The 26,580-nt window shown below is 72.4% G+C and carries 22 protein-coding genes; 13 read left to right on the top strand and 9 right to left on the bottom strand.

Features of this window, described 5'->3' with window-relative positions; translation table 11 throughout:
* The first annotated feature begins 127 nt into the window (after nt 1–127).
* The 5 genes from gatC (at nt 128) to DEI91_RS11520 (ending at nt 5,399) form a co-directional block, all read left to right on the top strand.
* Nucleotides 128–427: an Asp-tRNA(Asn)/Glu-tRNA(Gln) amidotransferase subunit GatC gene (gene gatC, locus DEI91_RS11500; protein ID WP_111052428.1), complete on the top strand. Its 300-nt coding sequence runs from the start codon at nt 128–130 to the stop codon at nt 425–427.
* A gap of 8 nt (nt 428–435) precedes the next feature.
* Nucleotides 436–1,983 carry an Asp-tRNA(Asn)/Glu-tRNA(Gln) amidotransferase subunit GatA gene (gene gatA, locus DEI91_RS11505; RefSeq protein WP_111052429.1) on the top strand — a complete coding sequence of 516 codons (1,548 nt, stop codon included), beginning with the start codon at nt 436–438 and terminating at the stop codon, nt 1,981–1,983.
* A complete protein-coding gene (gatB, locus tag DEI91_RS11510) occupies nt 1,983–3,485 on the top strand; it encodes an Asp-tRNA(Asn)/Glu-tRNA(Gln) amidotransferase subunit GatB (protein ID WP_111052430.1) in 1,503 nt (500 codons plus the stop codon). The genes gatA and gatB overlap by 1 nt, the downstream gene beginning before the upstream one ends.
* Nucleotides 3,486–3,621: 136 nt before the next feature.
* Entirely contained in the window at nt 3,622–4,710 is a 1,089-nt protein-coding gene (locus DEI91_RS11515) for a type III polyketide synthase (protein WP_111052431.1), read from the top strand.
* Nucleotides 4,707–5,399 (top strand): class I SAM-dependent methyltransferase, encoded by a 693-nt coding sequence (locus tag DEI91_RS11520; protein ID WP_258374401.1) that lies wholly within the window; start codon nt 4,707–4,709, stop codon nt 5,397–5,399. Before DEI91_RS11515 ends, DEI91_RS11520 begins: the two co-directional genes overlap by 4 nt.
* A 17-nt stretch (nt 5,400–5,416) precedes the next feature.
* On the opposite strand, the gene DEI91_RS11525 is transcribed toward DEI91_RS11520, so the two are convergent.
* Nucleotides 5,417–6,469, bottom strand: coding sequence for a zinc-dependent alcohol dehydrogenase family protein (locus DEI91_RS11525; protein WP_111052432.1), 1,053 nt, complete (start codon nt 6,467–6,469; stop codon nt 5,417–5,419).
* A gap of 81 nt (nt 6,470–6,550) precedes the next feature.
* Here DEI91_RS11525 and DEI91_RS11530 point away from each other — a divergent pair, with 81 nt between their 5' ends.
* Nucleotides 6,551–7,480: a DUF3097 domain-containing protein gene (locus DEI91_RS11530; protein ID WP_111052486.1), complete on the top strand. Its 930-nt coding sequence runs from the start codon at nt 6,551–6,553 to the stop codon at nt 7,478–7,480.
* A 209-nt stretch (nt 7,481–7,689) separates the two neighbouring features.
* Nucleotides 7,690–8,343 carry a spermidine/putrescine ABC transporter substrate-binding protein gene (locus tag DEI91_RS11535; protein WP_111052433.1) on the top strand — a complete coding sequence of 218 codons (654 nt, stop codon included), beginning with the start codon at nt 7,690–7,692 and terminating at the stop codon, nt 8,341–8,343.
* A gap of 2 nt (nt 8,344–8,345) precedes the next feature.
* On the opposite strand, the gene DEI91_RS11540 is transcribed toward DEI91_RS11535, so the two are convergent.
* Nucleotides 8,346–8,768, bottom strand: a complete 423-nt coding sequence (locus DEI91_RS11540; protein ID WP_111052434.1) for a DUF3054 domain-containing protein — start codon at nt 8,766–8,768, stop codon at nt 8,346–8,348.
* A 93-nt stretch (nt 8,769–8,861) separates the two neighbouring features.
* Between DEI91_RS11540 and DEI91_RS11545 the strand changes: the two genes are divergently transcribed.
* The 4 genes from DEI91_RS11545 to DEI91_RS11560 all read left to right on the top strand — a co-directional run bounded on the left by DEI91_RS11545 (nt 8,862) and on the right by DEI91_RS11560 (nt 13,310).
* Nucleotides 8,862–10,436 (top strand): inositol monophosphatase family protein, encoded by a 1,575-nt coding sequence (locus DEI91_RS11545; RefSeq protein WP_181439584.1) that lies wholly within the window; start codon nt 8,862–8,864, stop codon nt 10,434–10,436.
* 99 nt (nt 10,437–10,535) lie between these two features.
* Nucleotides 10,536–11,279, top strand: a complete 744-nt coding sequence (locus tag DEI91_RS11550) for a hypothetical protein (RefSeq protein WP_111052487.1) — start codon at nt 10,536–10,538, stop codon at nt 11,277–11,279.
* Nucleotides 11,280–11,334: 55 nt separating this feature from the next.
* On the top strand, nt 11,335–12,459 hold the full coding sequence (locus tag DEI91_RS11555) for an ATP-binding cassette domain-containing protein (RefSeq protein ID WP_111052436.1): 1,125 nt from the start codon (nt 11,335–11,337) through the stop codon (nt 12,457–12,459).
* Nucleotides 12,456–13,310, top strand: a complete 855-nt coding sequence (locus tag DEI91_RS11560; RefSeq protein ID WP_375537684.1) for an ABC transporter permease — start codon at nt 12,456–12,458, stop codon at nt 13,308–13,310. The genes DEI91_RS11555 and DEI91_RS11560 overlap by 4 nt, the downstream gene beginning before the upstream one ends.
* A 42-nt stretch (nt 13,311–13,352) precedes the next feature.
* Here DEI91_RS11560 and DEI91_RS11565 read toward each other — a convergent pair whose 3' ends face one another.
* Complete coding sequence (locus DEI91_RS11565) at nt 13,353–15,083, bottom strand: long-chain-fatty-acid--CoA ligase (RefSeq protein ID WP_111052437.1); 1,731 nt, start codon at nt 15,081–15,083, stop codon at nt 13,353–13,355.
* A 54-nt stretch (nt 15,084–15,137) separates the two neighbouring features.
* Between DEI91_RS11565 and DEI91_RS11570 the strand changes: the two genes are divergently transcribed.
* On the top strand, nt 15,138–16,076 hold the full coding sequence (locus DEI91_RS11570; protein WP_111052438.1) for an oxygenase MpaB family protein: 939 nt from the start codon (nt 15,138–15,140) through the stop codon (nt 16,074–16,076).
* Nucleotides 16,077–16,323: 247 nt separating this feature from the next.
* Here the strand turns inward: DEI91_RS11570 and DEI91_RS11575 are convergent, their stop codons facing one another.
* From DEI91_RS11575 to DEI91_RS11585, 3 genes are all read right to left on the bottom strand, one after another.
* The gene (locus DEI91_RS11575; protein WP_111052439.1) at nt 16,324–17,325 is read right to left on the bottom strand and encodes an aldo/keto reductase; all 1,002 of its coding nucleotides are present in this window, start codon (nt 17,323–17,325) and stop codon (nt 16,324–16,326) included.
* Nucleotides 17,326–17,369: 44 nt separating this feature from the next.
* The gene (locus DEI91_RS11580) at nt 17,370–17,936 is read right to left on the bottom strand and encodes a TIGR03086 family metal-binding protein (RefSeq protein ID WP_111052440.1); all 567 of its coding nucleotides are present in this window, start codon (nt 17,934–17,936) and stop codon (nt 17,370–17,372) included.
* Between the two features lie 119 nt (nt 17,937–18,055).
* A complete protein-coding gene (locus DEI91_RS11585; RefSeq protein ID WP_111052441.1) occupies nt 18,056–18,616 on the bottom strand; it encodes a YceI family protein in 561 nt (186 codons plus the stop codon).
* A 199-nt stretch (nt 18,617–18,815) separates the two neighbouring features.
* Here DEI91_RS11585 and DEI91_RS11590 point away from each other — a divergent pair, with 199 nt between their 5' ends.
* Nucleotides 18,816–19,820 carry an aldo/keto reductase family protein gene (locus DEI91_RS11590; RefSeq protein ID WP_111052442.1) on the top strand — a complete coding sequence of 335 codons (1,005 nt, stop codon included), beginning with the start codon at nt 18,816–18,818 and terminating at the stop codon, nt 19,818–19,820.
* 94 nt (nt 19,821–19,914) lie between these two features.
* Here DEI91_RS11590 and treZ read toward each other — a convergent pair whose 3' ends face one another.
* The 3 genes from treZ to glgX are packed head-to-tail and all read right to left on the bottom strand — an operon-like array spanning nt 19,915 to nt 26,518.
* A complete protein-coding gene (gene treZ / locus DEI91_RS11595; RefSeq protein WP_111052443.1) occupies nt 19,915–21,669 on the bottom strand; it encodes a malto-oligosyltrehalose trehalohydrolase in 1,755 nt (584 codons plus the stop codon).
* Nucleotides 21,666–24,149: a malto-oligosyltrehalose synthase gene (gene treY / locus DEI91_RS11600; RefSeq protein WP_111052444.1), complete on the bottom strand. Its 2,484-nt coding sequence runs from the start codon at nt 24,147–24,149 to the stop codon at nt 21,666–21,668. The genes treZ and treY overlap by 4 nt, the downstream gene beginning before the upstream one ends.
* Nucleotides 24,146–26,518, bottom strand: coding sequence for a glycogen debranching protein GlgX (gene glgX, locus DEI91_RS11605; RefSeq protein ID WP_111052445.1), 2,373 nt, complete (start codon nt 26,516–26,518; stop codon nt 24,146–24,148). Before glgX ends, treY begins: the two co-directional genes overlap by 4 nt.
* Between the last annotated feature and the right edge of the window lie 62 nt (nt 26,519–26,580).

The following is a 26,580-nucleotide window of genomic DNA, read 5'->3' on the forward strand; positions in this document are numbered from 1 at the left end:
CGACGCACGCGGTGTCGGTCGGTGACCCCGGGCCGACGCTGCGCGGGACGCCGTCCACAGGCGATCCCGCGCCCGCCGGGGCTGCCAATAGACTGGCGCCATTCCACGAACCGATCGACGGAGCACCATGCCTGACATCACGAGCGAGCAGGTCGCCCACCTGGCGGACCTCGCACGTATCGCACTCACGCCCGACGAGATCGAGAAGATGACCGAGGAGCTGTCACTCATCGTCGACAGCGTCGCGAAGGTCACCGAGGTCGCGACCCCGGACGTCCCCGCGACGAGCCACCCGGTCCCGCTCGAGAACGTCTCCCGCCCCGACGTGGTCGGCCAGACGCTGACCCAGGAGCAGGCCCTCTCGGGCGCCCCCGACTCGGACGGCGAGCGCTTCCGCGTCACGGCGATCCTCGGCGAAGAACAGTAGGCGGAACAGTGACCGACGACATCACCACGCTGAGCGCTGCTGCGCTCGCAGACGCCCTGGTGGCCCGCGACGTCTCGAGCGTCGAGGCGACCCAGGCGCACCTCGACCGCATCGCCGCCGTCGACGGGGACGTCCACGCGTTCCTGCACGTGAACCAGAACGCACTCGCCGCGGCTGCGTCGATCGACACGCGCCGTGCCGCCGGGGACGACCTCGGGCCGCTCGCCGGCGTGCCGATCGCCGTGAAGGACGTCCTGTGCACGCAGGACATGCCCACCACCTCGGGCTCGAAGATCCTCGAGGGCTGGGTGCCGCCGTACGACGCCACCCCGGTCGCGAAGCTCCGCCGTGCCGGACTCGTGCCGCTCGGCAAGACGAACATGGACGAGTTCGCCATGGGCTCGTCGACCGAGTTCTCGGCGTACGGACCGACGCGCAACCCGTGGGACCTCGACCGCATCCCCGGCGGCTCCGGCGGTGGGTCGGCCGCAGCGGTCGCCGCGCACGAGGCGCCGATCGCCCTCGGGTCCGACACCGGCGGCTCGATCCGCCAGCCGGGGGCCGTCACGGGCACCGTCGGCGTCAAGCCGACGTACGGCGGCGTCAGCCGCTACGGCGCGATCGCGCTCGCGTCGAGCCTCGACCAGATCGGCCCGGTGTCCCGCACCGTCCTCGACGCCGCGCTCCTGCACGACGTCATCGGCGGGCACGACCCGAAGGACTCCACGTCGCTCCGGCAGGAGTGGCCGTCGTTCGCCGCCGCGGCCCGCGAGGGCCTGCAGGCCGAGTCGCTGCAGGGCGTCCGCATCGGCGTCGTGAAGGAGCTCGCCGGTGGCGAGGGCTTCCAGGCCGGTGTGACGCAGCGCTTCCAGGAGACCGTGGCGCTGCTCGAGTCGGCCGGCGCGGTCGTCGTCGAGATCGACGCGCCCTCGTTCGCGTACGCGATCAGCGCGTACTACCTGATCCTCCCGGCCGAGGCGTCGTCGAACCTCGCCAAGTTCGACTCCGTGCGCTTCGGCCTGCGGGTCACGCCCGAGGGCGGGGCCACGGTCGAGGACGTCATGGCCGCCACGCGCGAGGCCGGCTTCGGTCCGGAGGTCAAGCGCCGCATCATCCTCGGCACCTACGCCCTCAGCGCCGGCTACTACGACGCCTACTACGGCAGCGCGCAGAAGGTCCGCACGCTGGTGCAGCGGGACTTCACCGCCGCGTTCGACCAGGTCGACCTGCTCATCAGCCCGTCCGCGCCGACCACGGCGTTCCGGATCGGCGAGCGCATCGACGACCCGCTCGCGATGTACCTCAACGACCTCACCACGATCCCGGCGAACCTGGCGGGCGTGCCGGGCATGAGCATCCCGAACGGCCTGGCCCCGGAGGACTCGCTGCCGACCGGCGTGCAGCTCATGGCCCCGCAGCGCGAGGACGCCCGGCTCTACCGCGTCGGCGCCACCCTCGAGCGGCTGCTCGAACAGCAGTGGGGTGCCCCGCTCATCTCCCGGATCCCGGACCTGGACGCCGCACAGCAGTCCGCCGCAGAGGAAGGTGTCATCTGATGGCCAAGGACGCACTCATGGACTTCGACGAGGCGATCGAGCGGTTCGAGCCGGTCCTCGGCTTCGAGGTGCACGTCGAACTCGCGACGAAGACCAAGATGTTCTCGGACGCGCCGAACTTCTTCGGTGGCGAGCCGAACACGAACGTGACCCCGGTCGACCTCGGGTTGCCCGGGTCCCTGCCGGTCGTCAACGAGCAGGCCGTGCGGTACTCGATCCAGCTCGGCCTCGCGCTCGGCTGCTCGATCGCCGAGAGTTCGCGGTTCGCGCGGAAGAACTACTTCTACCCGGACAACCCGAAGAACTACCAGATCTCGCAGTACGACGAGCCGATCGCGTTCGAGGGCGAGGTCGAGGTCGAACTGGCCGATGGCACGATCTTCCAGGTGCCCATCGAGCGCGCCCACATGGAGGAGGACGCCGGCAAGCTGACCCACGTCGGCGGCGCCACCGGTCGGATCCAGGGCGCCGAGTACTCCCTGGTGGACTACAACCGCGCCGGTGTCCCGCTCGTCGAGATCGTCACGAAGCCCATCTTCGGCGCGAAGGACCGCGCCCCCGAGCTCGGTGCCGCGTACGTGCAGGTCATCCGTGACCTCGTCCGCGCGCTCGGCGTCTCCGAGGCCCGGATGGAACGCGGCAACCTGCGCTGCGACGCGAACATCTCGCTGCGCCCGTGGGGGCAGGAGGAGCTCGGCACGCGGACCGAGACGAAGAACGTCAACTCCTTCCGCGCCGTCGAGCGTGCCATCCGCTACGAGATCCAGCGCCAGGCCGCGATCCTCGCCGCCGGCGGGACGATCACACAGGAGACCCGGCACTGGCACGAGGACACCGGTCGCACCTCGGCCGGACGTCCCAAGTCGGACGCCGACGACTACCGGTACTTCCCGGAGCCCGACCTGCTGCCCGTCGTGCCGGACCCGGCCCTCGTCGAGGAGCTCCGCGCCGGCCTGCCCGAGGCTCCGGTGGCGCGCCGCCGTCGCCTCAAGGGCGAGTGGGGCTTCGCCGACCTCGAGTTCCAGGACGTCGTCAACGGCGGGCTCCTCGACGAGGTCCAGGCGACGGTCGACGCCGGTGCCGCTCCGCAGGCCGCCCGCAAGTGGTGGACCGGTGAGATCAGCCGCGTCGCGAACGCGCGGGACGCCGCCCCCGGTGACCTCGTGTCGCCGCAGCACGTCGCCGAGGTCATCGCGCTCGTGGAGTCGGGCGACCTGACCGATCGGCTCGCGCGTCAGGTCCTCGAGGGCGTCATCGCCGGCGAGGGTTCGCCCGCGCAGGTCGTCGAGACGCGCGGACTCAAGGTGGTCTCGGACGACAGCGCCCTCACCGCCGCCGTCGACGAGGCCCTCGCCGGCCAGCCCGACGTGCTGCAGAAGATCCGCGACGGCAAGGTGCAGGCCGCCGGCGCGATCATCGGCTCGGTCATGAAGGCGATGAAGGGCCAGGCGGACGCCGCGCGCGTCCGCGAGCTCGTCCTGGAGCGCGCCCAGCAGCAGTAGGGCGGCGCACGACGGACGGGAGGCCCGTGGCGGGATCGCCGCGGGCCTCCCGTCCGTCGTCGCCTGGCCGCGGTGCCCGTACCCGGCGTCCGGTCCATCCTGGGGACACGTCAGCGACCTGGTGACAGGATGGAGCGTGTCAGCAACGATCCGAGCCATCGGTACCGCCGTCCCGCGGACCACCCTCGGGCAGGCGGAGGTCCGGGACCTCTTCGCCGCCCAGCCCGGCCTGGGGCGGCTGGCGTCGCGGCTCGTCCCGGCGGCGTTCAACGCCTCCGAGGTGGACTCCCGCCACAGCGTCCTGCCCGAGCTCGACGCCGCGGCCGCGCCCGGCCCGTTCCGGGACGCCGACGGTGCGCTCACCTCGCCGAGCACCGGGATGCGCAACGACCGCTTCCGCGAACTCGCCCCGCCCCTGTTCGTCGGTGCCGCGCGGGACGCCCTCGAGCGTGCCGCTGTCGACCCCGCGACCGTCACGCACGTGGTCACCGTCTCCTGCACCGGCTTCACACAACCCGGGCCGGACCTCGCGATCGTCGAGGAGCTCGGGTTGCCGCGGAACGTCTTCCGGCAGCACGTCGGGTTCATGGGGTGCTTCGCCGCGTTCCCGGCGCTCCGCATCGCGGACGCGTTCGTCGGCGCCGACCCGTCCGCGGTGGTGCTCGTCGTGTGCGCCGAGCTCTGCACGCTGCACGTGCGGCACTCGGAGGACCCCGACCAGATCGTCGCGAACAGCGTCTTCGGGGACGGGGCCGCCGCCGCGGTCGTCACCGCGGGCGGCCCGGGGCTGCGGCTCGATGCGTTCACCACCATGGTGCTGCCGGAGGGTGCGAGCGAGATGGCGTGGAACATCGGCGACGAGGGATTCGAGATGGTCCTCAGTACCGAGGTCCCGAAGCTCATCGGCGTGCACGCGCAGGAAGCCGTCGCCCCGCTCCTCGACCCGCGCGGCTGGACCCCGGACGACGTCCCGGTGTGGGCGGTGCACCCGGGCGGTCGGGCCATCCTCGACCGGACCCAGGACGCCCTGCACCTGCCCGAGAGCGCCCTGACGGCCAGCCGGACGGTGCTGCGCGAGCACGGCAACATGTCGAGCGCGACGGTGCTGTTCGTCCTCCGCGAGGCACTGGCCGCCGACCCGGCCGACGGCACCCCGGTGGTCGCGCTCGCGTTCGGACCGGGCCTGACGGTCGAGGCCGCGGCGCTGACGGTGGTGGGGGAGTGACGGCGCGGATCGACCTGTCCACCCGCGCCGTCGACCTGCGTGAGCTCATGGACGACCCGGACTGCGACCCGGCCACCCTGGACCGCACGTACCGCCGGTTCGCGGTCGTGAACGCCGCCGTGAGCGGCTGGCGCTCGGCGTGGCAGACGCACGTGGTGCCCGCGTTGCCCGCTACCGGACGCGCCCGCGTGCTCGACCTCGGCTGCGGCGGCGGTGACCTCGCCCGGTCGCTCAGCCGGTGGGCGCGCGGTGATGGCTTCGACCTCGAGGTCGTCGGCATCGACCCGGACCCGCGGGCGATCCGGGCGGCCGAGCGATCGGCGGCGCCCGGCGTCACGTTCCGGCAGCAGTCGAGCGCCGAACTCGTGGCCGCCGGCGAGCGGTTCGACGTGGTCGTCTCGAACCACGTGCTGCACCACCTCGACGACGCCGAGCGGAACGGCTTCCTGCGCGACTCCGCGGCGCTCGCGGGAGCTCGCAGCGTGCACTCCGACATCCGGCGATCGGCCGCGGCCTACCGGCTGTACGCGGTCGGGTCGGTGTTCGTCACCGCGGGGACGTTCATCCGTGAGGACGGGCTGCGCTCCATCCGGCGGAGCTTCACGGTGCCGGAACTCGCCGCCGCGCTGCCACCGGGCTGGCGGGCGGAGTCGGCGTCCCCACACCGGGTGCTCGCGGTCCACGACTGACCCCGCCGAAGGGGTCCCTACGGCCGGAGCAGCACCTTGATCGCCCGGCGCTCGTCCATCGCCGCGTACGCCTCGGCCGCGTCGTCGAGCGGCAGTTCGAGGTCGAACACCCGGCCCGGGTCGATCGTCCGCGCGAGGACGTCGGGGAGCAGCTCCTCGATGTAGGCGCGGGCGGGCGCCATCCCGCCACCGACCGTGATGTTCTGCGCGAACAGGAACGGCATCGGCAGCTCCGGGTCACCCGCGGGCACGCCGACGTAGCCGACGTTGCCGCCCGGCCGGACGACCCGCAGCGCCTGGTCCATGCTCTCCGCGGTGCCGACGGCCTCGAGCGCGCAGTCCGCCAGGTCGCCGCCGAGCAGGTCCCGCACCGCCTGGACGCCTTCGTCACCCCGCGCCTCCACGATGTCGGTGGCACCGAACTCGCGCGCCAGGGCCTGCCGGTCCGCGTGCCGGCTCATGGCGATGATCCGCTCCGCGCCGAGCCGTGCCGCCGCGAGGACGCCGGACAGGCCGACCGCGCCGTCGCCGACCACGACGACGGTCTTGCCGGGGCCGACTTCGGCGGAGACGGCGGCGTGGTGTCCGGTCGAGAAGACGTCGGACAGCGTCAGCAGGGACGGCACGAGGTCGTCGTCGACGGGACCCGGCACGACGACGAGCGTGGCCGCCGCGTCCGGCACGCGGACGTACTCCGCCTGTGCGCCGCCGAGCGGGTGCCCGTACGCGTCCGGCGTCACGCCGAACGTCGAGCGGTGCTCGCAGCCGCTCGTCATGCCGTGCGCGCAGGCCTGGCAGGTGCCGTCGTTCGTGGTGAACGGGGCGATGACGAAGTCGCCGACGTGCAGGTCCGACACGGCCTCGCCGACCTGGTCGACGACGCCGACGAACTCGTGGCCGATCGCCCGCGGCTCGGTCGTGTCGCGCACCCCGCGGTACGGCCAGAGGTCGGAGCCGCAGACGCAGGCCGCGGTGACGCGGACCACGGCGTCGGTCGGGTCGATGATCGTCGGGGCGTCACGCTCTTCGACGCGGATGTCGCGAGGGGCGTGGATGACTGTTGCGCGCACGGGCGTGTGCCTTCCGTCGTGATGGTGGGGGACCGGCCGGTCGACGTCGTCCTGCCGCCCGTCGACAGTACGCTCGTGCGGGTGGACGAGGACCGGTACGGCAGTGACGTGCTCTCGGGCGACTGGCGCTCGCGGGGCGTGCGGAAGGTGCGGCAGGTGCCGCTCGAACGGGACATGGTGCTCGAGGACCCGGCCAGTGGCTGGGCCGGCGCCGTCGTCGGGCTCGAGGCCGGCAACGTGTCGCTCGAGGACTGGAAGGGCCGTACCCGCGCCTTCCCCTTCACCGGGCAGTTCCTGCTCGAGGGCGAACTCGTCACGCTGACCCGCCCGCAGGCACCCGTCGGCCGCTCCGCCGCCGCGGCACCGCTGGCCAGGACGGCCGGTCCGGACGGGAGGCCCGGTGCGGCCCCGGCGGTCCGGCGTGCACCCGAGGGCGGTCGCCTCCGCACCGCGTCCGGGTCGTTCGCGGTCGAACAGCAGCGCGCCCGCGTCGCCCTGCCCTCACGGATCATGGTCGAGGGCAAGCACGACGCCGAGCTCGTCGAGAAGGTGTGGGGAGCGGACCTCCGCGTCGAGGGGGTCGTCGTCGAGGAGCTCTCCGGTGTCGACAACCTGGCCGACGTCCTCGACGACTTCCGGCCGAACCGGGAGCGTCGGGTCGGCGTACTCGTGGACCACCTCGTGCCGGGCTCGAAGGAGTCCCGGTTCGCCGACGCCGTGATGCGCGGGAAGTGGGGCGCGCACGTGCTCGTCGTCGGGCACCCGTTCGTGGACGTCTGGCAGTCGGTGAAGCCCGCGCGCGTGGGGCTGCGCGAGTGGCCCACCGTCCCGCGCTCGATCGAGTGGAAGGCCGGCATCTGCCAGGCGCTCGGGTGGCCGCACGCGGAGCAGGCCGACATCGCCCGGGCGTGGCAGCGCATCCTCGGGCAGGTGCGGACCTTCGCCGACCTCGAGCCGCAGTTGCTCGGCCGGGTCGAGGAGTTGATCGACTTCGTGACCGAAGCACCATGATCAACCGCCCTCGCGAGCTCGGTCGGCGCTGGCGCCGCGCGCCGCTGGCGCGTCGCATGAGCGGGGCGCGCGCGACTTCGTGACCGAAGCGGTCTGACCCGTACGCGCCCGTCCGTCCGGACCGCCCCGACGGACGTCCACCGGGCCTCCCGTGCGGACCCGCCCCGCGCTTGGGCGCGGATCCCGGGCGCGCCGCCTACGCTGACGGGATGGACGGCATCGACGGGCGCGTGCGGAACGCCGTCGACGTCTGGCTGCGGTGGCTGCCGCGGTGGCAGATCGGCTCGGCCCGCCCGCGCACCCGCATCTGCCGACGCTGCACCGGTTCGCCGATCGCGGCGGCCGCGGGCTTCGGGCCGGACGTGCCGCACCCCGTGCAGCACGCGCTGATCGGCCGGATGTCCGCCATCGTCGAGGACGCGGTCGACGAGTACACCGCACGGAACCTGCCGCTCCTGCAGCGGGAACTCGAACGCGCCGCCGCCCGGAAGCGTCGGGCCGGGTACCAGCCGGCGGAGGGACTCGAACCCGAGTTCCAGGGGCTGGACGTCGACCCGCAGCCGCAGCCCGGGGAGCCGTTCCTGTTCACGCTCGGCGAGCTGACCGGCACCGGGGCGAGCGAGCAGGAACCGCGCGAGCCGCTGTCGGACGAGGCGAAGGCCGCGCTCCGGCACGAGATCGAGCTGTCCGACGAGTGTGCGCGGTCGACCGGCACCGCCGTCTGCCTGGCACTGACGGACCACCGGGAGCGCATCGCCGAGGCCGTCGACCGGCTGGTCGAACCGCAGATCGCCGCGCTCGTCTCGGACATGTTCCGCGGACTGGACGGTCCCGACGAGCGCCCGCGCGGCGGACTCTTCTAGCCCTACGGCGTCGGTGCGGCTGCGCGGGCGTCCGTCCGACGCGTCCGGGCGCGCAGCACCAGTCGGGCGAGCAGCCGCCAGCCGACCAGGAACACCCCGAGGACGATCGTCGTGACGACCACGAACGAGACCGGCAGCGGGTTGCCGTCCACCACACCCTGCCCGGTGGCGACGCGGATCGCCAGGCCGACGAACACCGTCAGGACCCAGACCACGACCGCGGTCGGCCAGGTGACGAGCGGCCGCGCCCACGCCCCGGAGGTCACGTACGCGATCGCCCACCCCGCCAGGAACGGGTACACGGTCGTCCACAGCCCGAGCGGCGCGAACGGTTCGCCGTGGGACCCGCGGCCGATGACCGCGAACGTCACGATGAGCACGACGTCGACGACCGCCGCGAGCCAACCCCAGGTACGAGTGTCCACCGCCCCATCCTCGCAGGCGCCGGGATGCGGCGGGCACCCAGGAGTTCACCGTCCCGACACGTGCCGTTGGGACGGCCCGCCGACGATGGAGCGGTGACGACGCTCGAGGGCACGGCCCCCGCACCGACCGGGAGGCCCGGCCTCCGTCCGCCGCGGATCGTCGCCTCCCGGGGGGCCCCGCGTGTCCGTCGGGAGAACACGCTGCCCGCCGTCGCGGTCGCCGAGGCGCTCGGCGCGGACGTCGTCGCGGTCGACGTCCGACGCACCGCCGACGACGTCGCGGTGCTGCTGCACGACGAGACCCTCGGCCGGATGTGGGGCGACGGCCGCCGGGTGTCCGACGTGTCCTGGTGCGACGTCGCCCGGCTCGGCAACGGGCTCGACCGCATCCCGCGGCTCGACGCCGTGCTCGAGCGGCTGGAGGGCTGCTCGGCGTCCCTGCTGGTCTCGCTCGCCGACCCTGCCGACGCCGCGGTCGCGGTCCGCACCGTGCAGGGCGCGGCGGGCACGGTGCCCGTCGCCTGGCGGGGGACCGCCGACGCGATGACGGCCGTGCGGGCGCTGCTGCCCGCCGCCGACGTGTGGCTGCCGTGGGACACGCTCGCGCCCCCGACGGCTGCGCACCTCGAGGCGGTGCGGCCATCGACGCTCGATCTCGACGTCGCCTTCCTCACCCCGGCGACGGTGCGGGCCGCCCACGCCCTGGGCCTCGGCGTCGCGGTGTGGACCGTCGACGAGCCCGAGCCGACGCGGTGGGCGACCCGGCTCGGAGCGGACGTGCTGGTCACCGAGGACGTGGCCACGGTGCAGGCCGCGCTCGCCGCCGCGGAGCGGGACGGCTGGACGGTCCCGCGCCGGAAGCCGACCGAGCCCGAGGTCGCCGGACGAGCGCAGGCCCTGGCACACCGCATCGCGCACGAGGTGATCGCGTTCACGCGGGAGCACCGGATCAGCACGGACGCCGGCGACGCCGCCGCCCGGGTCGTCGACGTGGACCGGGCCATCGAGCAGCACGTCCGCGGCCGGGTGCGGGCGGTGTTCCCGGAGCACGGCTTCACGGGCGAGGAGTACGGGGCAGCACCCGGCGACGAGCACCGCTGGTACCTGGACCCCGTGGACGGCAGCACGAACCTGGCGAACGGCGTGCCGTGGACGAGCACCTCGCTGTGCCTGACGCGTTCCGGGCGGCCCGTCGTCGGCGTGGTCGCGGACCCGTGGCGCGGCGAGGTCCTCGAGGCACGCCGAGGCCGCGGTGCCACCGAGCGGGACCGGGTCCTGCGCCTCGACGACAGCCCGCGCGCCCTCGCGGGGGCGGTGGTCGGCACCGAGCTCGACGGACACCGCCCGTGGCCCGGGTTCGCCGCGTTCGTCGCGGCGCTCGCCGCACGGTCGTGCTCGGTGCGGGTGACCGGTTCCGGCACGCTGACCATCGCGCAGGTCGCGGCGGGGCGGGGGATCGGTGCCTGCACGCCGGCGTTCGACCCGGTCGACCACGGTGCCGCGGTCCTGCTCGTGCACGAGGCCGGCGGGGTCGTCCTGACCCTGGACGGCCCGGTGTCCGAGTTCCCGCCGCTCGGGGCTCCGTTCCTCGTGGTGCACCCGGGGGCCGCGGACGAACTGTCGACGGTCTGGTCCGCCGCACTGCTCGGTGCGAAGGAGGAGCGGTGACGCTCTGCGGCTGCTTCTGAGCGCACACCCAGTCAGTCCAAGCCGACGGTGCCTACCGTGGGCGCCAGTGGACACGGTGTCCGCACGAAGGAGCACGTCATGGGATTCCTCGACCGTCTGCTCGGCCGCGAGGAGCGTCCGGCACAGCCTCGCCCAGGCGGTGGACAGCAGCAGGGGTACCAGTACGGCCAGCAGTCCTACCAGCAGCCGTACGGAGCGCCGCAGCAGCCGTACGGCGCTCCGCAGCAGGGCGGCGAGGACGAGCGCGCCGTCGCGCGCTACCGCTACCTGCTCCGCACCGCTCCGCCCGAGCGCATCGAGGAGGTGCACGCGGAGGCCTTCGCGCAGCTCACCCCCGAGCAGCGCCGTATGGTCTACGAGGAGTTCACGCGCACCGCACCGGCCGGTGAGGCCCCGCGCGGCGACGACCCCCGCTCCCTGGCCCAGTCGGCGACCCGCTCCGAGCTCCGCCAGCCCGGGTACATGGAGCGCTCGCTCGGCGGCATCGGCGGCGGGTTCGGCGGACGGCAGGGATCCGGCTTCGGCAGCATGCTCGGCGCCTCCCTGCTCGGCACGGTCGGCGGCTACGTGATCGGGTCCGCCCTGATGAGCGCCTTCCTGCCGGACCCCGGGTCGTTCGACGGTGGAACCGATGCAGGGGCTGCGGACGACGGCGGTCAGGGGGACACTGGTGACGGATCCGGTGACGGCGGTGCGTCCGACGGCGGCGGGTACGAGAACGCCTCCTGGGGCGATGGCGGATCCGACTTCGGCGGTTCGAACGACGGCGGCGGGTTCGACCAGGACTTCGGCGGCGACTTCGGTGGTGGCTTCGACGTCTGAGTGACGCCAGCGCTCCCACCGGCCCCTCCTGTCCAGCCGGTCACGAAGGAGCGACATGGCGATCATCGAGGCCACCGGCCTCACCAAGACGTACACGTCGAAGTCGGGGCCCGTCCACGCGTTGGCGGGCCTCGACCTCTCGGTGCCGGAGGGCACCGTCACCGCACTGCTCGGCCCGAACGGCGCCGGGAAGACCACGACCGTGAAGGTCCTCACGACCCTGGTGGTCCCGGACTCCGGCACCGCGACGGTCGCCGGGACGGACGTCGTCGCCGACCCGCAGGCCGCCCGCCGGGCGATCGGCGTCTCCGGACAGTACGCCGCCGTCGACGAGAACCTCACCGGGGCCGAGAACCTCGAGATGGTCGGTCGGCTGTACCACCTGGGCCGCCGGGCAGCCCGGGCCCGAGCCCGGGAGCTCATCGACGTGTTCGGGCTCGCCGAAGCAGGGGACCGACCCGTCAAGGGCTTCTCGGGCGGCATGCGCCGACGGATCGACCTGGCCGGGGCGCTCGTGATGAACCCACGCGTGTTGTTCCTCGACGAACCGACGACCGGTCTCGACCCGCGCAGCCGTCTCGCGCTCTGGGGGATCATCGAGGACCTCGTCGCCGACGGCGCGACGGTGCTCCTCACGACGCAGTACCTGGAGGAGGCCGACCAGCTCGCCGACGACATCGCGGTGATCGACGACGGGCGGGTGATCGCCGAGGGCACCTCCGACGAACTCAAGGCGCAGGTGGGCGGGCACCGGGTCGCGGTGACCCTGGTGGACGCCGCCGACGGCGACACCGCGACCGCCGTCCTCCGCCGACGCGGCACCGGGGAGGTCGAGACGAGCGGTGACGGCCGGTCCCTCGCGGTCGCGGTCGACGCCGGGCCGGCGGCACTGCAACGGGTCCTGGCCGACCTCGGTGCGGCCGGCGTCGCCTTGCACGACGCGGGCATGCGCCGGCCGACCCTGGACGACGTGTTCCTCCGGTTGACCGGACACGCGGCGACGGCCGACGAGGCGGAGGCGGGCGACGGGTCGGGCGCGGACCGGGCCTCCCGGCGGGGCAGCGGAGCACCACCGCCGGACGACGGCACCGCCGGGGCCGGGGCAGCATCGCCCGGTGCCCCGGACGCCGGCGCCGACCCACACCTGGCGGCGGGTGCCGGACGGGAGCGGAGCCGGTGACCGCGACGCCCACCGGGTCGGCCCTCGGCCGGCAGCTGCCCGTCGTCGTGACGTCCCCGCTCGCGGTGTGGATCGAGGACGGATGGGTCGTCACGAAGCGGAACCTCACGAAGCTCAAGCGCTCGCCGGACATGCTCGTGTTCGCCGTGCTCCAGCCGATCATGTTCGTGCTGCTGTTCAGCCAGGTCTACGGCGGGGCGATCAGCGTGCAGGGGACCGACTACACGCAGTTCCTGATGGCGGGGATCTTCGCGCAGACCGTCGTGTTCGGGGCCACCTTCTCCGGGTCCGCGATGGCACAGGACCTGAAGGAAGGGCTCATCGACCGGTTCCGCACGTTGCCGATGTCGGCGTCCGCGGTGCTCGTCGGCCGGACGGCGTCGGACCTCGTGCTCAACGCCATCTCGATGGTCATCATGATGGCGACCGGCCTCGCCGTGGGGTGGCGGGTCACCTCGTCGCCGCTCGAGTTCCTGGCCGGCGTCGGGCTCCTGTTGCTGTTCAGCTACGCGTTCAGCTGGGTGATGGCGCTGCTCGGGATGAGCGTGGGGACGCCGGAGGTCATCAACAACGCGTCGTTCATGATCCTGTTCCCGCTGACGTTCATCTCGAACGCGTTCGTCCCGAGCGAGACCATGCCGCTCGTGCTCCGGGTCTTCGCGGAGTGGAACCCGGTGTCGTCGCTCGTGCAGGCCGCCCGCCAGCTGTTCGGCAATGCGGGGTCCGCGCCGGTGCCGGACATCTGGACGATGCAGCACCCGATCGCCACCGTGCTCATCGGGATCGTTGTGATGCTCGCGGTGTTCGTGCCGTGGGCGGTGCGCAAGTACACCCGGATCAGCAGCACCTGACGCAGGGCTCCGGGCGGCCGTGGTGGGCCGCCCGGAGTGCTGCTAGTCGCGGTCGGTGATCGCGTCGCGCACCTTGCGGCGCAGGACCTTGCCGATCATCGAGCGGGGGAGGTCCTCGACGACGACCACGCGCCGCGGCACCTTGTACGCGGCGAGCTGGTCGCGGCACCAGGCGCGCAGGGCGTCCGCGTCGAACGAGGACGGGTCGGCGGGCACCACCGCGGCGACGACCTGTTCGTTGCCGGCCTGCGTGATGCCGACGACCGCGACCTCCTTGACGCTCGGGTGCTTCATCAGGGTGTCCTCGACCTCGGACGGCGAGACGTTGAAGCCGCCCGTGATGATGAGCTCCTTGAGCCGGTCGACGATCCGCACGAAGCCGTCGGCGTCGATCGCCACGATGTCGCCGGTCCGGAACCAGCCGTCGGGGGTGAACACCTCGTCGGTGGCGTCCGCCTTGCCCCAGTAGCCGCTGAAGACCTGCGGGCCGCGGACCTGCAGTTCGCCGGCCTCACCGGTGCCGAGGACCTTCGTCTCGTCGTCGGGGTCCACCACGCGGCACTCGGTCGAGGGCAGCGGGAGGCCGATCGCGCCGAGTCGACGGGCGTCGGACACCGGGTTGGCCATGAGCACCGGAGAGCACTCGGACAGGCCGTAGCCCTCGACCAGGAAGCCGCCGGTGCGGGCCTCCCACGGTTCGATGACGTCCTGGGAGAGCGGCATCGCGCCGGAGATGCCGATGTCGATGCCCTGCAGCGACACCCCGGCCGAGTCGGCGGCGTGCTGCAGCCGCGCGTAGATCGGCGGCACGGCCGGCAGGAACGTCGGCGGGCGCTTCTTGATCGCCGCCAGCACGAGGGCCGGGTCGAACGCCGGGAAGAGCACGAGGCGCCCGGCGATGCTCATCGCGAAGGTCAGGCAGAGCGTCAGGCCGTAGGCGTGGAACATCGGCAGCACGGCGTGCACGACGCTGCCGTCGCCGGCGCTGATCTGGGGGATCCAGGCGCGGGCCTGTGCGGCGTTGGCGAGCAGGTTGCGGTGGGTCAGGACGGCGCCCTTCGGGGTGCCGGTCGTGCCCGAGGTGTACTGGATGAGCGCGACGTCGTCGGTCTCCGGGCGCGGGTGCCGCTTCGACAGCTTCCGGCTCGACACCAGGTCGTCCCAACGGGTCGTGCCGGTGACCGGTGCGGTGAGCTTCGCGCGCGACTCGCGGGCCTTCGCGACCGGCAGCGAGAGCGCCAGGCGGGTGCGGCGCGGCATGGCGCGCGTGAGGTCGACCGAGACGATCGCGTCGAGGGCGAGGTCCGAGGGGAAGTCCTGCAGCGTGGCGACCGACTTGTCCCAGGCGATCGCGACCTTCGCGCCGTGGTCCTCGAACTGGTGCCGGAGCTCGCGCGGTGTGTAGAGCGGGTTGTGCTCGACCACGATCGCGCCGAGCCGCAGCACCGCGTAGAACGCGACGACGTGCTGCGGGCAGTTCGGCAGCACCAGCGCCACGCGGTCGCCCTTGGTGACGCCGAGCTTGCGCAGGCCGTTCGCCGCGCGGGCGATCTGCTCCTCGAGCTCGGCGTACGTCGTCGTCCGCCGGAAGAACTCGAGTGCCACCGCCTTCGGCCAGCGCGCCGCCGACTGCTCGACCAGGTCCAGGAGCGACCCGGTCATCGGCTCGATGTCGTGCGGCACCCCTGACGCGTAGGAGGCAAGCCAGGGACGAGGCGTGTCGATGCTCACGCGGACCAACCTAGCGGGCGGACCCGAGTCCTTGTCAGGCATGCTCCCCGGACCCTCGGAGGGCGCATTGTCAGGGGCGCGACGGACCATTGCGTCATGTCGTTCGTCTCCGATGCCTTCCGCACCCGCCTGCAGGCCACGTTCACGGGCAGCACCTCCGGCAGTCCCGAGTGGGTGGACGCCCTCGAGCAGGGCACCGACGCGGGCTTCTTCGGTCCGGGTTCGGCCACGTGGTCGGTGCACGGCGGCAACCAGACCATCGTCGCCGGTGTGCGGGCGTTGCTCGTCCAGGCGCTGCACCCGGGAGCGCTCGCCGGCGTCGCGGACCACTCCCGGTACAAGGAGGACCCGTTCGGTCGGCTCGCCGGCACGATCCGGTGGATCTACACCGTCACGCACGGCGACACCGCGACCGCCCGGGCGGGGAGCGAGTGGGTGCTGCGGCTGCACGAGCGGGTCCGCGGCGTGTACGTCGACGGGCACGGGGTCGGGCGCCCGTACACCGCGAACGACCCCGACCTGGCGCGCTGGGTGCACCTGGCGTTCACGGACGCGTTCCTCCGCACGGCACAGCGCTGGGGGCAGCCGATCCCCGGCGGGGCCGACGCCTACGTCAGGGAGTGGGCGATCGCCGGGCGGCTCATGCGGGTCGCGGACGCCCCCGAGTCCGAGGCCGAACTCCGGGCGCAGATGGACGGGTACCTCGACCGCGGGGAGCTCGCGGTGACGCCCAGGACCCGGGAGGTCCTGCGCTTCATCAAGAACCCGCCGCTGGCCCAGCTGCTGCGACCCGGCTACCGGGCGGTGTACCAGGGCGCGGTCTCGACCCTCGACCCCCGGCACCGGTCGCTGCTCGGCATCCGGACACCCGCGATCGGCCCGATCGAGCTGCCCGTGGACCGGGCGACCGGGGTCGTCCTCGACGGCATCGGCAGCGTGCTGGGCACCCAGTCCGGCACCGAGCGTGCGGCGCTCGCCCGCATCGCCCGCCTCGAGCGCGAGGCAACGACGGAGCGGGGCCTGGACGGCGCCTGACGGCCTGGTCGAGGTCGCACGATCGGCCGTTCGGACACGTCCCGGGCCTCCGCGCGACTCCGGCGTCGCGGAGGGCGTGTCGTGCGACCCCGTGGGCGCGTCCGCCGGGCGCGTGCTGACGGCGCTGGCGCGGACGAGGGGCGGCACGGACGAGGAGCGGTACGGGCGAGGGGCGGTACGGACGAGGGGCGGCACGGACGGGAGGCGCGGCACCAGCTGGTGCCGCGCCTCCCGTCCGCCGGTCGGCTCAGAAGCCGGACGGCACCCGCGGGGTGTACGCCTGCTCGAGTCGCGCGACCTCGTCCTCGGTGAGCGTGATCCCGGTCGCCGCGACCGCGTCGTCGATGTGGTGCTCCTTCGTCGCGCCGATGATCGGCGCCGAGACGGCCGGCTTGCCGGCGACCCAGGCGAGGGCGACCTGCGCCATGCTCGCGCCGCGCTCCTCGGCGACCTGCCCGACCGCGTCGACGATCGCGCGGTTCGCGTCCTCGTCCTGGCGGTACAGCGTCTTGCCGAACTCGTCGGTGTCGGCTCGCGAGCCGGAGCCCTGCGCGTCCCAGGGGCGGGTGACCTTGCCGCGGGCGAGCGGGCTCCACGGGATGACGCCGACGCCGGTGTGCTCGCAGAAGGGGTGCATCTCGCGCTCCTCCTCGCGCTCGAGCAGGTTGTACTGGTCCTGCATCGCGACGAACTTCGTCCAGCCGTGCAGCTCGGCGACGTGCTGCATCTCGGCGAACTGCCACGCCCACATGCTCGAGGCGCCGATGTAGCGGGCCTTGCCGGACTTGACGACGTCGTGCAGCGCCTCCATCGTCTCCTCGACCGGGGTGTGCGGGTCGAACCGGTGGATCTGGTACAGGTCGACGTAGTCGGTGCCGAGGCGGGTCAGGGAGGCGTCGATCTCGTGCATGACCGCAGCGCGCGACAGCCCGGCTCCGTTCCGACCGGGGCGCATGCGGTTGTAGACCTTCGTGAAGACCTGGACGTCCTCGCGCGGGGCGAGTTCGGCGAGGAGCTTCCCGGTGATCTCCTCGCTGCTGCCCGCGGAGTAGACGTTCGCGGTGTCGAACGTGGTGATGCCGGCCTCGAAGGCACGACGGACGAAGGGCCGGGCGTCGTCGAGCCCGACGCTCCACGCGTGCGAGCCGGCGGCCGGGTCGCCGTAGGACATCATCCCGAGGACGATGCTCGATATCTCGAGGCCGGTGCTGCCGAGCCGGGTGGTGGGGACGGTCGTGGTGTCGGACATGCGGGTCCTTCCGGGACGTGACGGGGCAGGCACCGACCGGTCGGTCAGGCGGCCGTGCGGGCGTCGCGCCCGGTGACCGCGAGGAGCTTCACCTGCAGCGGAGCATCGTCGTCCACCTGCACTGGAGCCGCGTACAGGCCGGTCCCGGCGAGGGACTGGATCTGCGGTTCGAAGTGCGTCCACACCGCCTCGACGAGTTCGTCCGGCAGCTGCTCGTCGCTGCCGGTGGCCCGCGCGAGGTCCCACGTGTGGATCGCGATGTCGCTCGTCTGCTCCGCCAGGTACTCGCCGGCGCTCACCACGTCGGTGGCCAGGTGCACCGGGGTGTCCTGCGGCGCGCGCTGCCACGCCTCGATCGCCGCGCTCGAGTGGCGCTCCCACTCCGCGACGAGGTCGTCGCCGATCGGTTCGAGGTCGGCCGCGGCCTGCTCGTGGTCGCAGCCCGTGAGCAGCTTCGGGATCCACCGCTGTTCGTCGACCACGTGGGCGACGAGGTCCCGGGTCGTCCACTCCGAGTCGGGCGTGGGTGCGTCCCAGTCGGCGACCGCGGCGACGCGGCGGCCGAACTCCGCGGCCGCGAGGGTCTGCAGGGCGATCCAGTCGGTGGGCATCGGGGTGACTCCTGTTCGTCGACGGTGCTGCTCACGCTACCGCTCGGTACGTCGTCCGTCGGGATGCGGGACGAGCCCCGACGCCGATGGCGCCGGGGCTCGTCGTGGTGGGACCGAGGTCAGGCCGCCTGGAGGACGAACTGCACGTCGAGGTTGATGGTGACGTCGTTGCCGAGCGTGAAGCCACCGGCCTCGAGCGCGGCGTTCCAGTTCACGCCGAACTCGGTGCGGTCGATCTTGGTCGTCGCCTCGGCGCCGAGCTTGGTCTGGCCGTAGCCGTCGGTGGTGACACCGCCGAACTCGGTCTTCAGGGTGACGTTCTTGGTGACGCCGCGGAGCGAGAGCTCGCCGTCGATGAGCATGTCGTCGCCGTCCTCGCGGATGCCCGTCGAGCGGAACGTCATCTGCGGGTGCTCCTCGGTGAGGAAGAAGTCGCCGGTGGCGAGGTGCTGGTCGCGCTGCGCCTGGTTGGTGTTGATGCTGGCGACGTCGATCGAGGCCTCGAGGGTGGTGTCGAGGGGGTTCTCGGCGGTGACGAGCGTCGCGTCGAACTGCTCGAACTTCCCCTTGACCTTGCTGATCGCGAGGTGGCGGACCGAGAAGCTGACCTCCGAGTGGGTCGGGTCGAGCTTCCAGGTGCCGGTGACGTAGCCGGGGATGGCGGAGGCGGTGAGAGCCATGGTGTGTCCTTCTTCGAGCGAGGTGTCTTCGAGCGGTGAGTCGGGGGGCCGGCGCGGTGGTGCATGCGCCTGCATCGACCTTGATGCTACCCCATCCTGCACCCGTTTGGTTGAAGCGTCAACCATTGTTCACCGAGGAGCCGTCCCGGGTACTGCGGAGACCCCTCACGGGAGCGCTCACTCCAGTAGCGTCGGCACCATGGAATTCAGGTACCTGGGCAACTCCGGACTCAAGATCTCCGAGATCACCTACGGCAACTGGTTGACGCACGGCTCGCAGGTCGAGAACGACGTCGCCACCCAGTGCGTGCGCGCCGCGCTCGACGCCGGCATCACCACGTTCGACACGGCGGACACGTACGCCAACACCGCGGCCGAGACCGTCCTCGGCGAAGCGCTCAAGGGCGAGCGTCGGCAGTCCCTCGAGGTCTTCACGAAGGTGTACTGGCCGACCGGGCCCAAGGGCCACAACGACGTCGGCCTCAGCCGCAAGCACATCATGGAGTCGATCGACGGCTCGTTGCAGCGGCTGCAGACCGACTACGTCGACCTGTACCAGGCGCACCGCTACGACTACGAGACGCCGCTCGAGGAGACCATGCAGGCCTTCGCGGACGTCGTCCGCCAGGGCAAGGCGCTCTACATCGGCGTCAGCGAGTGGACCGCCGAGCAGATCCGCGCCGGCGCCGCGCTGGCGAAGGAGCTCGGCTTCCAGCTCATCTCGAACCAGCCGCAGTACTCGATGCTGTGGCGCGTCATCGAGGGCGAGGTCGTCCCGGCCTCGAAGCAGCTCGGTCTGTCCCAGATCGTCTGGTCGCCGATCGCGCAGGGCGTGCTCACCGGCAAGTACAAGCCGGGTCAGCCGCTGCCCGAGGGCTCGCGCGCCACGGACGAGAAGGGCGGCGCCGACATGATCAAGCGGTTCATGCGCGACGAGGTCCTCGAGGCCGTCCAGCGCCTGCAGCCGGTCGCCGACCAGGCCGGGCTGACGCTCGCGCAGCTCGCCATCGCGTGGACGCTGCAGAACGAGAACGTCGCCTCGGCGATCGTCGGTGCCTCCCGACCGGAGCAGGTCACGGACAACGTCAAGGCCGCGGGCGTCACCCTCGACGCCGACGCGCTCGCCGCGATCGACGACGCCCTCGGTGACATCCCCGAGCGTGACGCGTCGAAGAACGTGTCGCCCGCACAGCGCCCCGCCTGATCGGCGCGGGTCGCGGTCGCGACCACCTGACGGACGGGAGGCCCGGTACCAGCTGGTACCGGGCCTCCTGTCCGTCACGCGGTGGCGTGTGCGGTCAGCGCACCACGACCAGGCCGCGACCGCCGAAGCGGACGCCGTCGGTGTCGAAGTCGGCGTCACCGAAGCTGAACAGCACCTCGCCGGTGGCGCCGACGAGCGGGACCTCCGCCGCGGCGTCCGACAGGTTCACGACGACGTGCACCGGGGCGGCCGTCGGTCCGAGGAGCCCGCGGGTGAGCACGAGCCAGCGCTCGTCCTCGCTGAACCGCACCGCGTTCGCCTCGTACCGGTGGTCGACGAACGCCTCGTCGGTCCGGCGGAGGGCGACGAGCACCCGGTAGGCGTTGAGGATCCGCGCACCGCGCTCCGACTCCGCGTCGGCCCAGACGAGCTTCGAGTTCGTGAACGTCGTCGGGTCCTGCGGGTCCGGCACCGTCGACTCGTCCCAGCCGTGCTCCGCGAACTCCTTGATGCGGCCCTCGGCCGTCACCTTGCCGAGCTCCGGCTCCGGGTGCGACGTGAAGAACTGCCACGGGGTCGTCGCGGCGAACTCCTCGCCCATGAACAGCATCGGCGTGAACGGACCGAGCAGGGTCAGGGCCGCCGCGATGACGAGCCCCTCGTCCGACACGGTCGCGGCCAGGCGGTCGCCGGCGGCCCGGTTGCCGATCTGGTCGTGGTTCTGGTTCGCGACGACGAGCGCCGTGGTGGGGGAGGTCCCGCGGTCGATCGGCCGGCCGTGGCGCTTGCCGCGGAACGAGGACCACGTGCCGTCGTGGAAGAAGCCCTGGTCGAGCACCTTCGCGAGCGCCGTCAGCGGGGCGAAGTCGGCGTAGTAGCCGTTCGTCTCCCCGGTGACCGCGACGTGCACGGCGTGGTGGAAGTCGTCGGACCACTGCCCGGCGAGCCCGTAGTCGCCGGCCTCGCGCGGGCGGAACATCACCGGGTCGTTGAGGTCGGACTCGGCGATGAGCGAGAGCGGCCTGCCCGTGAACGACGAGTAGGCGTCGGTCTCGCTCGCCATCTCGGCCAGGACGTGCGGGCGGGTCGTGTCGCGGATGGCGTGCACGGCGTCGAGGCGCAGGCCGTCGACGTGGTGGTCGCGGAACCACATGCGGACGTTGTCGAGCACGTACCGGCGGACCTCGGGGTGCTCGACGTTGACCGAGTCGCCCCACGTGTTCGCCAGACCCTGGACGAGGTACGGGCCGTACAGCGGCAGGTAGTTGCCGCTCGGGCCGAGGTGGTTGTAGACGACGTCCTGGATGACCCCGAGGCCGAGCGCGTGCGCCCGGTCGACGAAGCGGTCGTAGGCGTCGGGACCGCCGTAGGGCGCGTGCACCGCGTACCACGCGACGCCGTCGTACCCCCAGTTCCACTCGCCGTTCACGCCGTTCACCGGCAGGAGCTCGACGAACTCCACGCCGAGCTCGACGAGGTGCTCGAGCTTCGCGGCGGCGGCGTCGAGCGTACCCTCCGGGGTGTACGTGCCGACGTGCATCTCGTAGATGACGCCGCCCCGTGCCGGGCGACCCGTCCAGGCGTCGTCGGTCCACGCGAAGCGGGACGGGTCGACGACCTCGGACGGGCCGTGCACGCCCTCGGGCTGGAACCGGCTGCGCGGGTCCGGGCGGACCGCGTCGTCACCGTCGATGCGGAAGCCGTAGCGGGCACCGACGACGGGCAGGACCTCGTCGGTGGTCCACCAGTCGTCGTCGCCATGTGTCAGCGGGTACTCGGTCCCGTCGACGACGAGGCGGACGTCCTCGGGCTCGGGGGCCCAGACGCCGTAACGGTCAGGACTGGTCATGCGTGACCCTCCAGGATCTCGACCTCGGCCTGCGCGTCGGTCTCGGTGTCGTCGGTGGTGGTGGTGGTGTCCGTGCCGGTCGTCCCGGCGGCGTCGTGCCCGGCGCCGTCGACGACGTCGGCCGGCACGAGCAGGGCGACCGGGAAGTCGGTCAGGAGCTCGCCGAGCAGCAGGTCGCGGTCGGCCGGGAAGCGTCGGCCGGTCAGCAGGTCGACGCGCTCGACGGGGACGACGTGCAGCAGCGTGTCCGCCCAACCGCCCACGGCCTCCAGGCCGAGCGGCAGCCGGGTGGCGATCGTGACGGCGCCGCCACGGTCGAAGGCGACCACGTGGTCGGCGGCCGGACCGGTCGCGTCGAGCGGGACGTACCGGCTGAAGAGCTCCGGGTGGTCCCGACGGACGCGGAGGGCACGACTCGTGACGAGCGTCTTGGCAGCGGCGTCCAGGTCGATCGTCGGGAGCGAGTCGGGGCCGTCGTCGTCCGCCCCGTCGAGCGTCGCGAGGACCCGGCGACGCTCGGCGTAGTCGACCGGTCGACGGTTGTCGGGGTCGACGAGCGACCGGTCCCAGGCCTCGGTGCCCTGGTAGACGTCGGGGACGCCGGGCGCGGTGAGGTGCACGATCTTCGCGCCGAGGCCGTTCGACCAGCCCGCGGCGGTGATCCGCTCGTCGAGGGCGTCCAGCTCGGCGACGACGGCCGGGTCGTCGAAGGACGCGTCGACGAGTGCGTGCATCTGCTGCTCGAACGCCTCGTCCGGTTCGGTCCACGTCGTGCTGTCGCCGGCCTCGCGCGAGGCCTTCTCGGCGTAGGCGTGGAGCCGCTCGCGGGAGGCCGGTCGGGCACCGACGATCGCCTGCCAGAGCAGGTTCGCGAACACGCCGTCCTCGAGCGGGGCGAGGGCGTTCAGCCGGTCGAACGTCGCCGTCCACTCCTCGCCGAGTTCCGCCAGGACCGCGATGCGGGCGCGGGTGTCCTCGCTCCGCTTCGTGTCGTGCGTGGTGAGCGTGGTCATGGCGAGCGGCCAGCTGGCGAGGCGCTCGCGCTGTGCTGCGTGGAACGCGTCGAGGGTCACCGAGAAGATGCTCGGGTCACCGCCGACCTCGCTCAGCGACGACAGACGGGAGGTCCGGTAGAACGCGGTGTCCTCGACGCCCTTCGCCATCACCATGCCGCTGGTCTGCTGCAGGCGGATCGCCGCGGCGTCGTTCCCGTCGCACAGCGCGGGCGCGATGCGGTCGATGACGTCGGCGAGGTCCGGACGGGACTCCGCCGCGACCTCGAGCGCCTCGATCAGGTGGTGGATGCCCTCGGGCAGGTAGGTGCGGTAGACCTCGAAGGACGCGACGACCTCGGCGACGGCGTCGACGATGCGCTCCTCGTCCAGTGGTGCACCGTCGGCCTGCACGACCGGGTCGGCGACGAGCAGGCGGGCGAGACGACGCACCTCGCTGTTGAGGATGCCGTCGGCGATGCTTCGACGGGTGCCACGGGTCAGGTCCTGCCAGGCGACGTGCTCGCCGCGCAGGCGGTCCTCGAGCGCGGTGAGGGGTGCCTCGCCCGCGGGGTCGACGAACACGCGGTCGATGACGCCCAGCGCGTCGTAGCCGGTCGTGCCGTCGACCGGCCACGACGACGGCAGGAGTTCGCCGGGCTCGAGGATCTTCTCGACGAGTGTGTACGCGCCGCCGGTCAGGTCGGCGAGGTCGTCCAGGTAGCCGGCCGGGTCGGTCAGGCCGTCCGGGTGGTCGATGCGCAGCCCGTCGACGAGGCCGTCGCGGAACCAGGAGCCGATGACGGCGTGCGAGGCGGCGAACACCTCGGGCTCCTCGACGCGGATGGCAGCGAGGGTGTTCACCGCGAAGAACCGGCGGTAGTTGAGTTCCGAGTCGGCGCGCTTCCAGTGCACGAACTCGTAGTGCTGGCGCGCGTGCACGGTCGCCACGTCGTCGCCGTCGTGCACGGTGCCGGGAGCGGTCGGGTACGCCGTCTCGCCGACGAGCAGGCGGGGCGCGGAGCCGTCGGCGCTGCCGGTGTCGAGCGTGACACCGTCGAGGAGTCGGTCGTCGAGCACCGGGATGCGGATGCGTCCGTCGCCGGCGGCCCAGTCGACGTCGAACGCCTCCGCCAGCGGGGACTCCTGGCCGTGCTCGAGGAGCGACCACCACCACGGGTTGACGGCCGGCGTGGCGACACCGACGTGGTTCGGCACGACGTCGACGAGGACGCCGAGCCCGGCCGCGTGCGCGGCCTCGGCAAGTGCCCGGAGGGCGTCGTCGCCGCCGCGGTCGGTGTCGACGTGGGTGTGGTCGACGACGTCGTACCCGTGGCCGGAGCCGGGCTCCGCCTGCAGCACGGGGGAGAGGTACAGCCAGTCGGCGCCGAGGTCACGGACGTAGTCCACGACGTCGCGGGCGGCGTCGAGGTCGAAGTCGGCGGTGACCTGGAGGCGGTAGGTGGAGGTCGGGTTGCGGCGGGTCATGCGGCACTTCCAGGGGTGTCGGGTCCGGCGGAGCCGGGTGCGTCGTGCTCGGTCGGAGCGTCGTCGGAGGGTGATGGAGCAGGGGCCTCGGGGGTCGTCGGTGTCTCGGGACCCGTGTCGGAGGCTGGTGCCGGGACGCCCGCGGCGCCCGCCGTGCCGGCCGCGCTCGGGGTGGCGGACGCGGCCGGGTTCGCGGGGGTGGCGGTCGGGTGCTCCGGCTCGCTCTGCTCCGCGGTGTCGACGGGCGTGCGCTGGATCTCGTGCTCCGGCTCGGCGCGCAGCACGATCATCGAGCGAGCGGGCACGTCGAGCGCGTCGCCGGCCTCGAGGACCTCGTCGCGCGCACCCGGCTCGGCGGTGTCGATGCGGACGGTCCACCCGGGGGAGTACTCCTCCGGCGGGAGCGTGAACGTGACGACGCCGTCGTGGGCGTTGAAGTACGTCAGGAAGGCGACGTCGGTGACGCGCTCACCGCGGGCGTCGCGACCGCGGATGCCCTCGCCGTTCAGGTACATGCCGACGCTCTTGCCGAACCCGGAGTCCCACTCCTCGGGCTGCATGGCGTCGCCGGCCGGGGTCAGCCACACCACGTCGGGCAGCGGCTCGCCCTCGCCCCGACGCACCGGACGGCCGTTGAAGTACCGGGTGCGGCGGAAGGTCGGGTGGTCGTGCCGGAGCTTCACGACGTCGGCGGTGAACTGGATGAGTTCGTCGTCGGCCGTGGACCAGTCGATCCAGCTCAGCGCGGAGTCCTGCGCGTACACGTTGTTGTTGCCCTGCTGGGTGCGGCCGAGTTCGTCGCCGTGCGCGATCATCGGCACGCCCTGGCTCAGCAGGAGCGTCGCGATGAAGTTCCGCTGGCGCTGGAGGCGGAGCGCGTTCACCTCGGCGTCGTCGGTCGGGCCCTCCACGCCGGAGTTCCACGACCGGTTGTGGCTCTCACCGTCGTTGTTGTCCTCGCCGTTCGCCTCGTTGTGCTTCTCGTTGTACGCGACGAGGTCGTACAGCGTGAAGCCGTCGTGCGCGGTGATGAAGTTGATGCTCGCCTTGGGCGTGCGGCCGTCGTGCTCGTACAGGTCGGCCGAGCCGGAGATGCGGGACGCGAACTCACCGAGGGTCGACGGCTCACCGCGCCAGAAGTCGCGGACGGTGTCGCGGTACTTGCCGTTCCACTCCGACCACTGCGGCGGGAAGTTGCCCACCTGGTAGCCGCCGGGGCCGACGTCCCACGGCTCGGCGATGAGCTTCACCTGCGACACGACCGGGTCCTGCTGCACCAGTTCGAAGAACGCCGCGAGCCGGTCGACCTCGTAGAACTCGCGGGCCAGGGCGGCGGCGAGGTCGAAGCGGAAGCCGTCGACGTGCATCTCGGTGACCCAGTACCGCAGCGAGTCCATGATCAGCTGCAGCGAGTGCGGGTGGCCGACGTTGAGCGAGTTGCCCGTGCCCGTGACGTCCATGTAGTACCGCTTGTCGTCGTCGACGAGGCGGTAGTACGCCGCGTTGTCGATGCCGCGGAACGACAGGGTCGGTCCGAGGTGGTTGCCCTCGGCGGTGTGGTTGTACACGACGTCGAGGACGACCTCGATGCCGGCGCGGTGCAGCTCGCGGACCATCGTCTTGAACTCCTGCACCTGCTGGCCACCGTCGCCCGAGGACGAGTAGTGCGCGTGCGGCGCGAAGAACCCGATGGTGTTGTAGCCCCAGTAGTTCGACAGCCCCTTGTCCTGCAGGGTCGAGTCGTTGACGAACTGGTGCACGGGCATGAGCTCGAGCGTCGTCACGCCGAGCCGCTTGAGGTGCTCGATGACCGCCGGGTGCGAGACGCCCGCGTAGGTGCCGCGCTGCTCCTCGGGCACGTCGGGGTGCGTCTCGGTGAGGCCCTTCACGTGCGCCTCGTAGATGACCGTCTCGCCGTACGGGATGCGCGGCGGTCGGTCGCCCTGCCAGTCGAAGAACGGGTTGATGACCACGCCCTTCACCATGTGCGACGCGGAGTCCTCGTCGTTCGTCGAGTCCGGGTCGCCGAACGTGTACGAGAAGAGCGACTGGTCCCAGTCGATGTCACCGCTGGTGGCCTTGGCGTACGGGTCGAGGAGGAGCTTCGCGGGGTTCGACCGCAGCCCGTTCGCCGGGTCGTACGGTGCGTGGACCCGGAAGCCGTACTCCTGGCCCGGGCCGACGGTGGGCAGGTACGCGTGCCAGACGTGGGCGTCCACCTCGACGAGACGGACGCGCTCCTCGGTGCCGTCGGCGTCGAACAGGCAGAGCTCGACCCCTTCGGCGACCTCGCTGAACACGGCGAAGTTCGTGCCGCTGCCGTCGTAGGTCGCGCCGAGGGGGTAGGGGTTGCCGGGCCAGGTGTGCAAACGTGCCTCCAGAAGGGGTGAACCCCGCCAACGTATCGGCGGACCCCTGTGATGTCCGCGGC

The sequence above is a fragment of the Curtobacterium sp. MCBD17_032 genome (assembly GCF_003234855.1).
Classification (GTDB): domain Bacteria; phylum Actinomycetota; class Actinomycetes; order Actinomycetales; family Microbacteriaceae; genus Curtobacterium.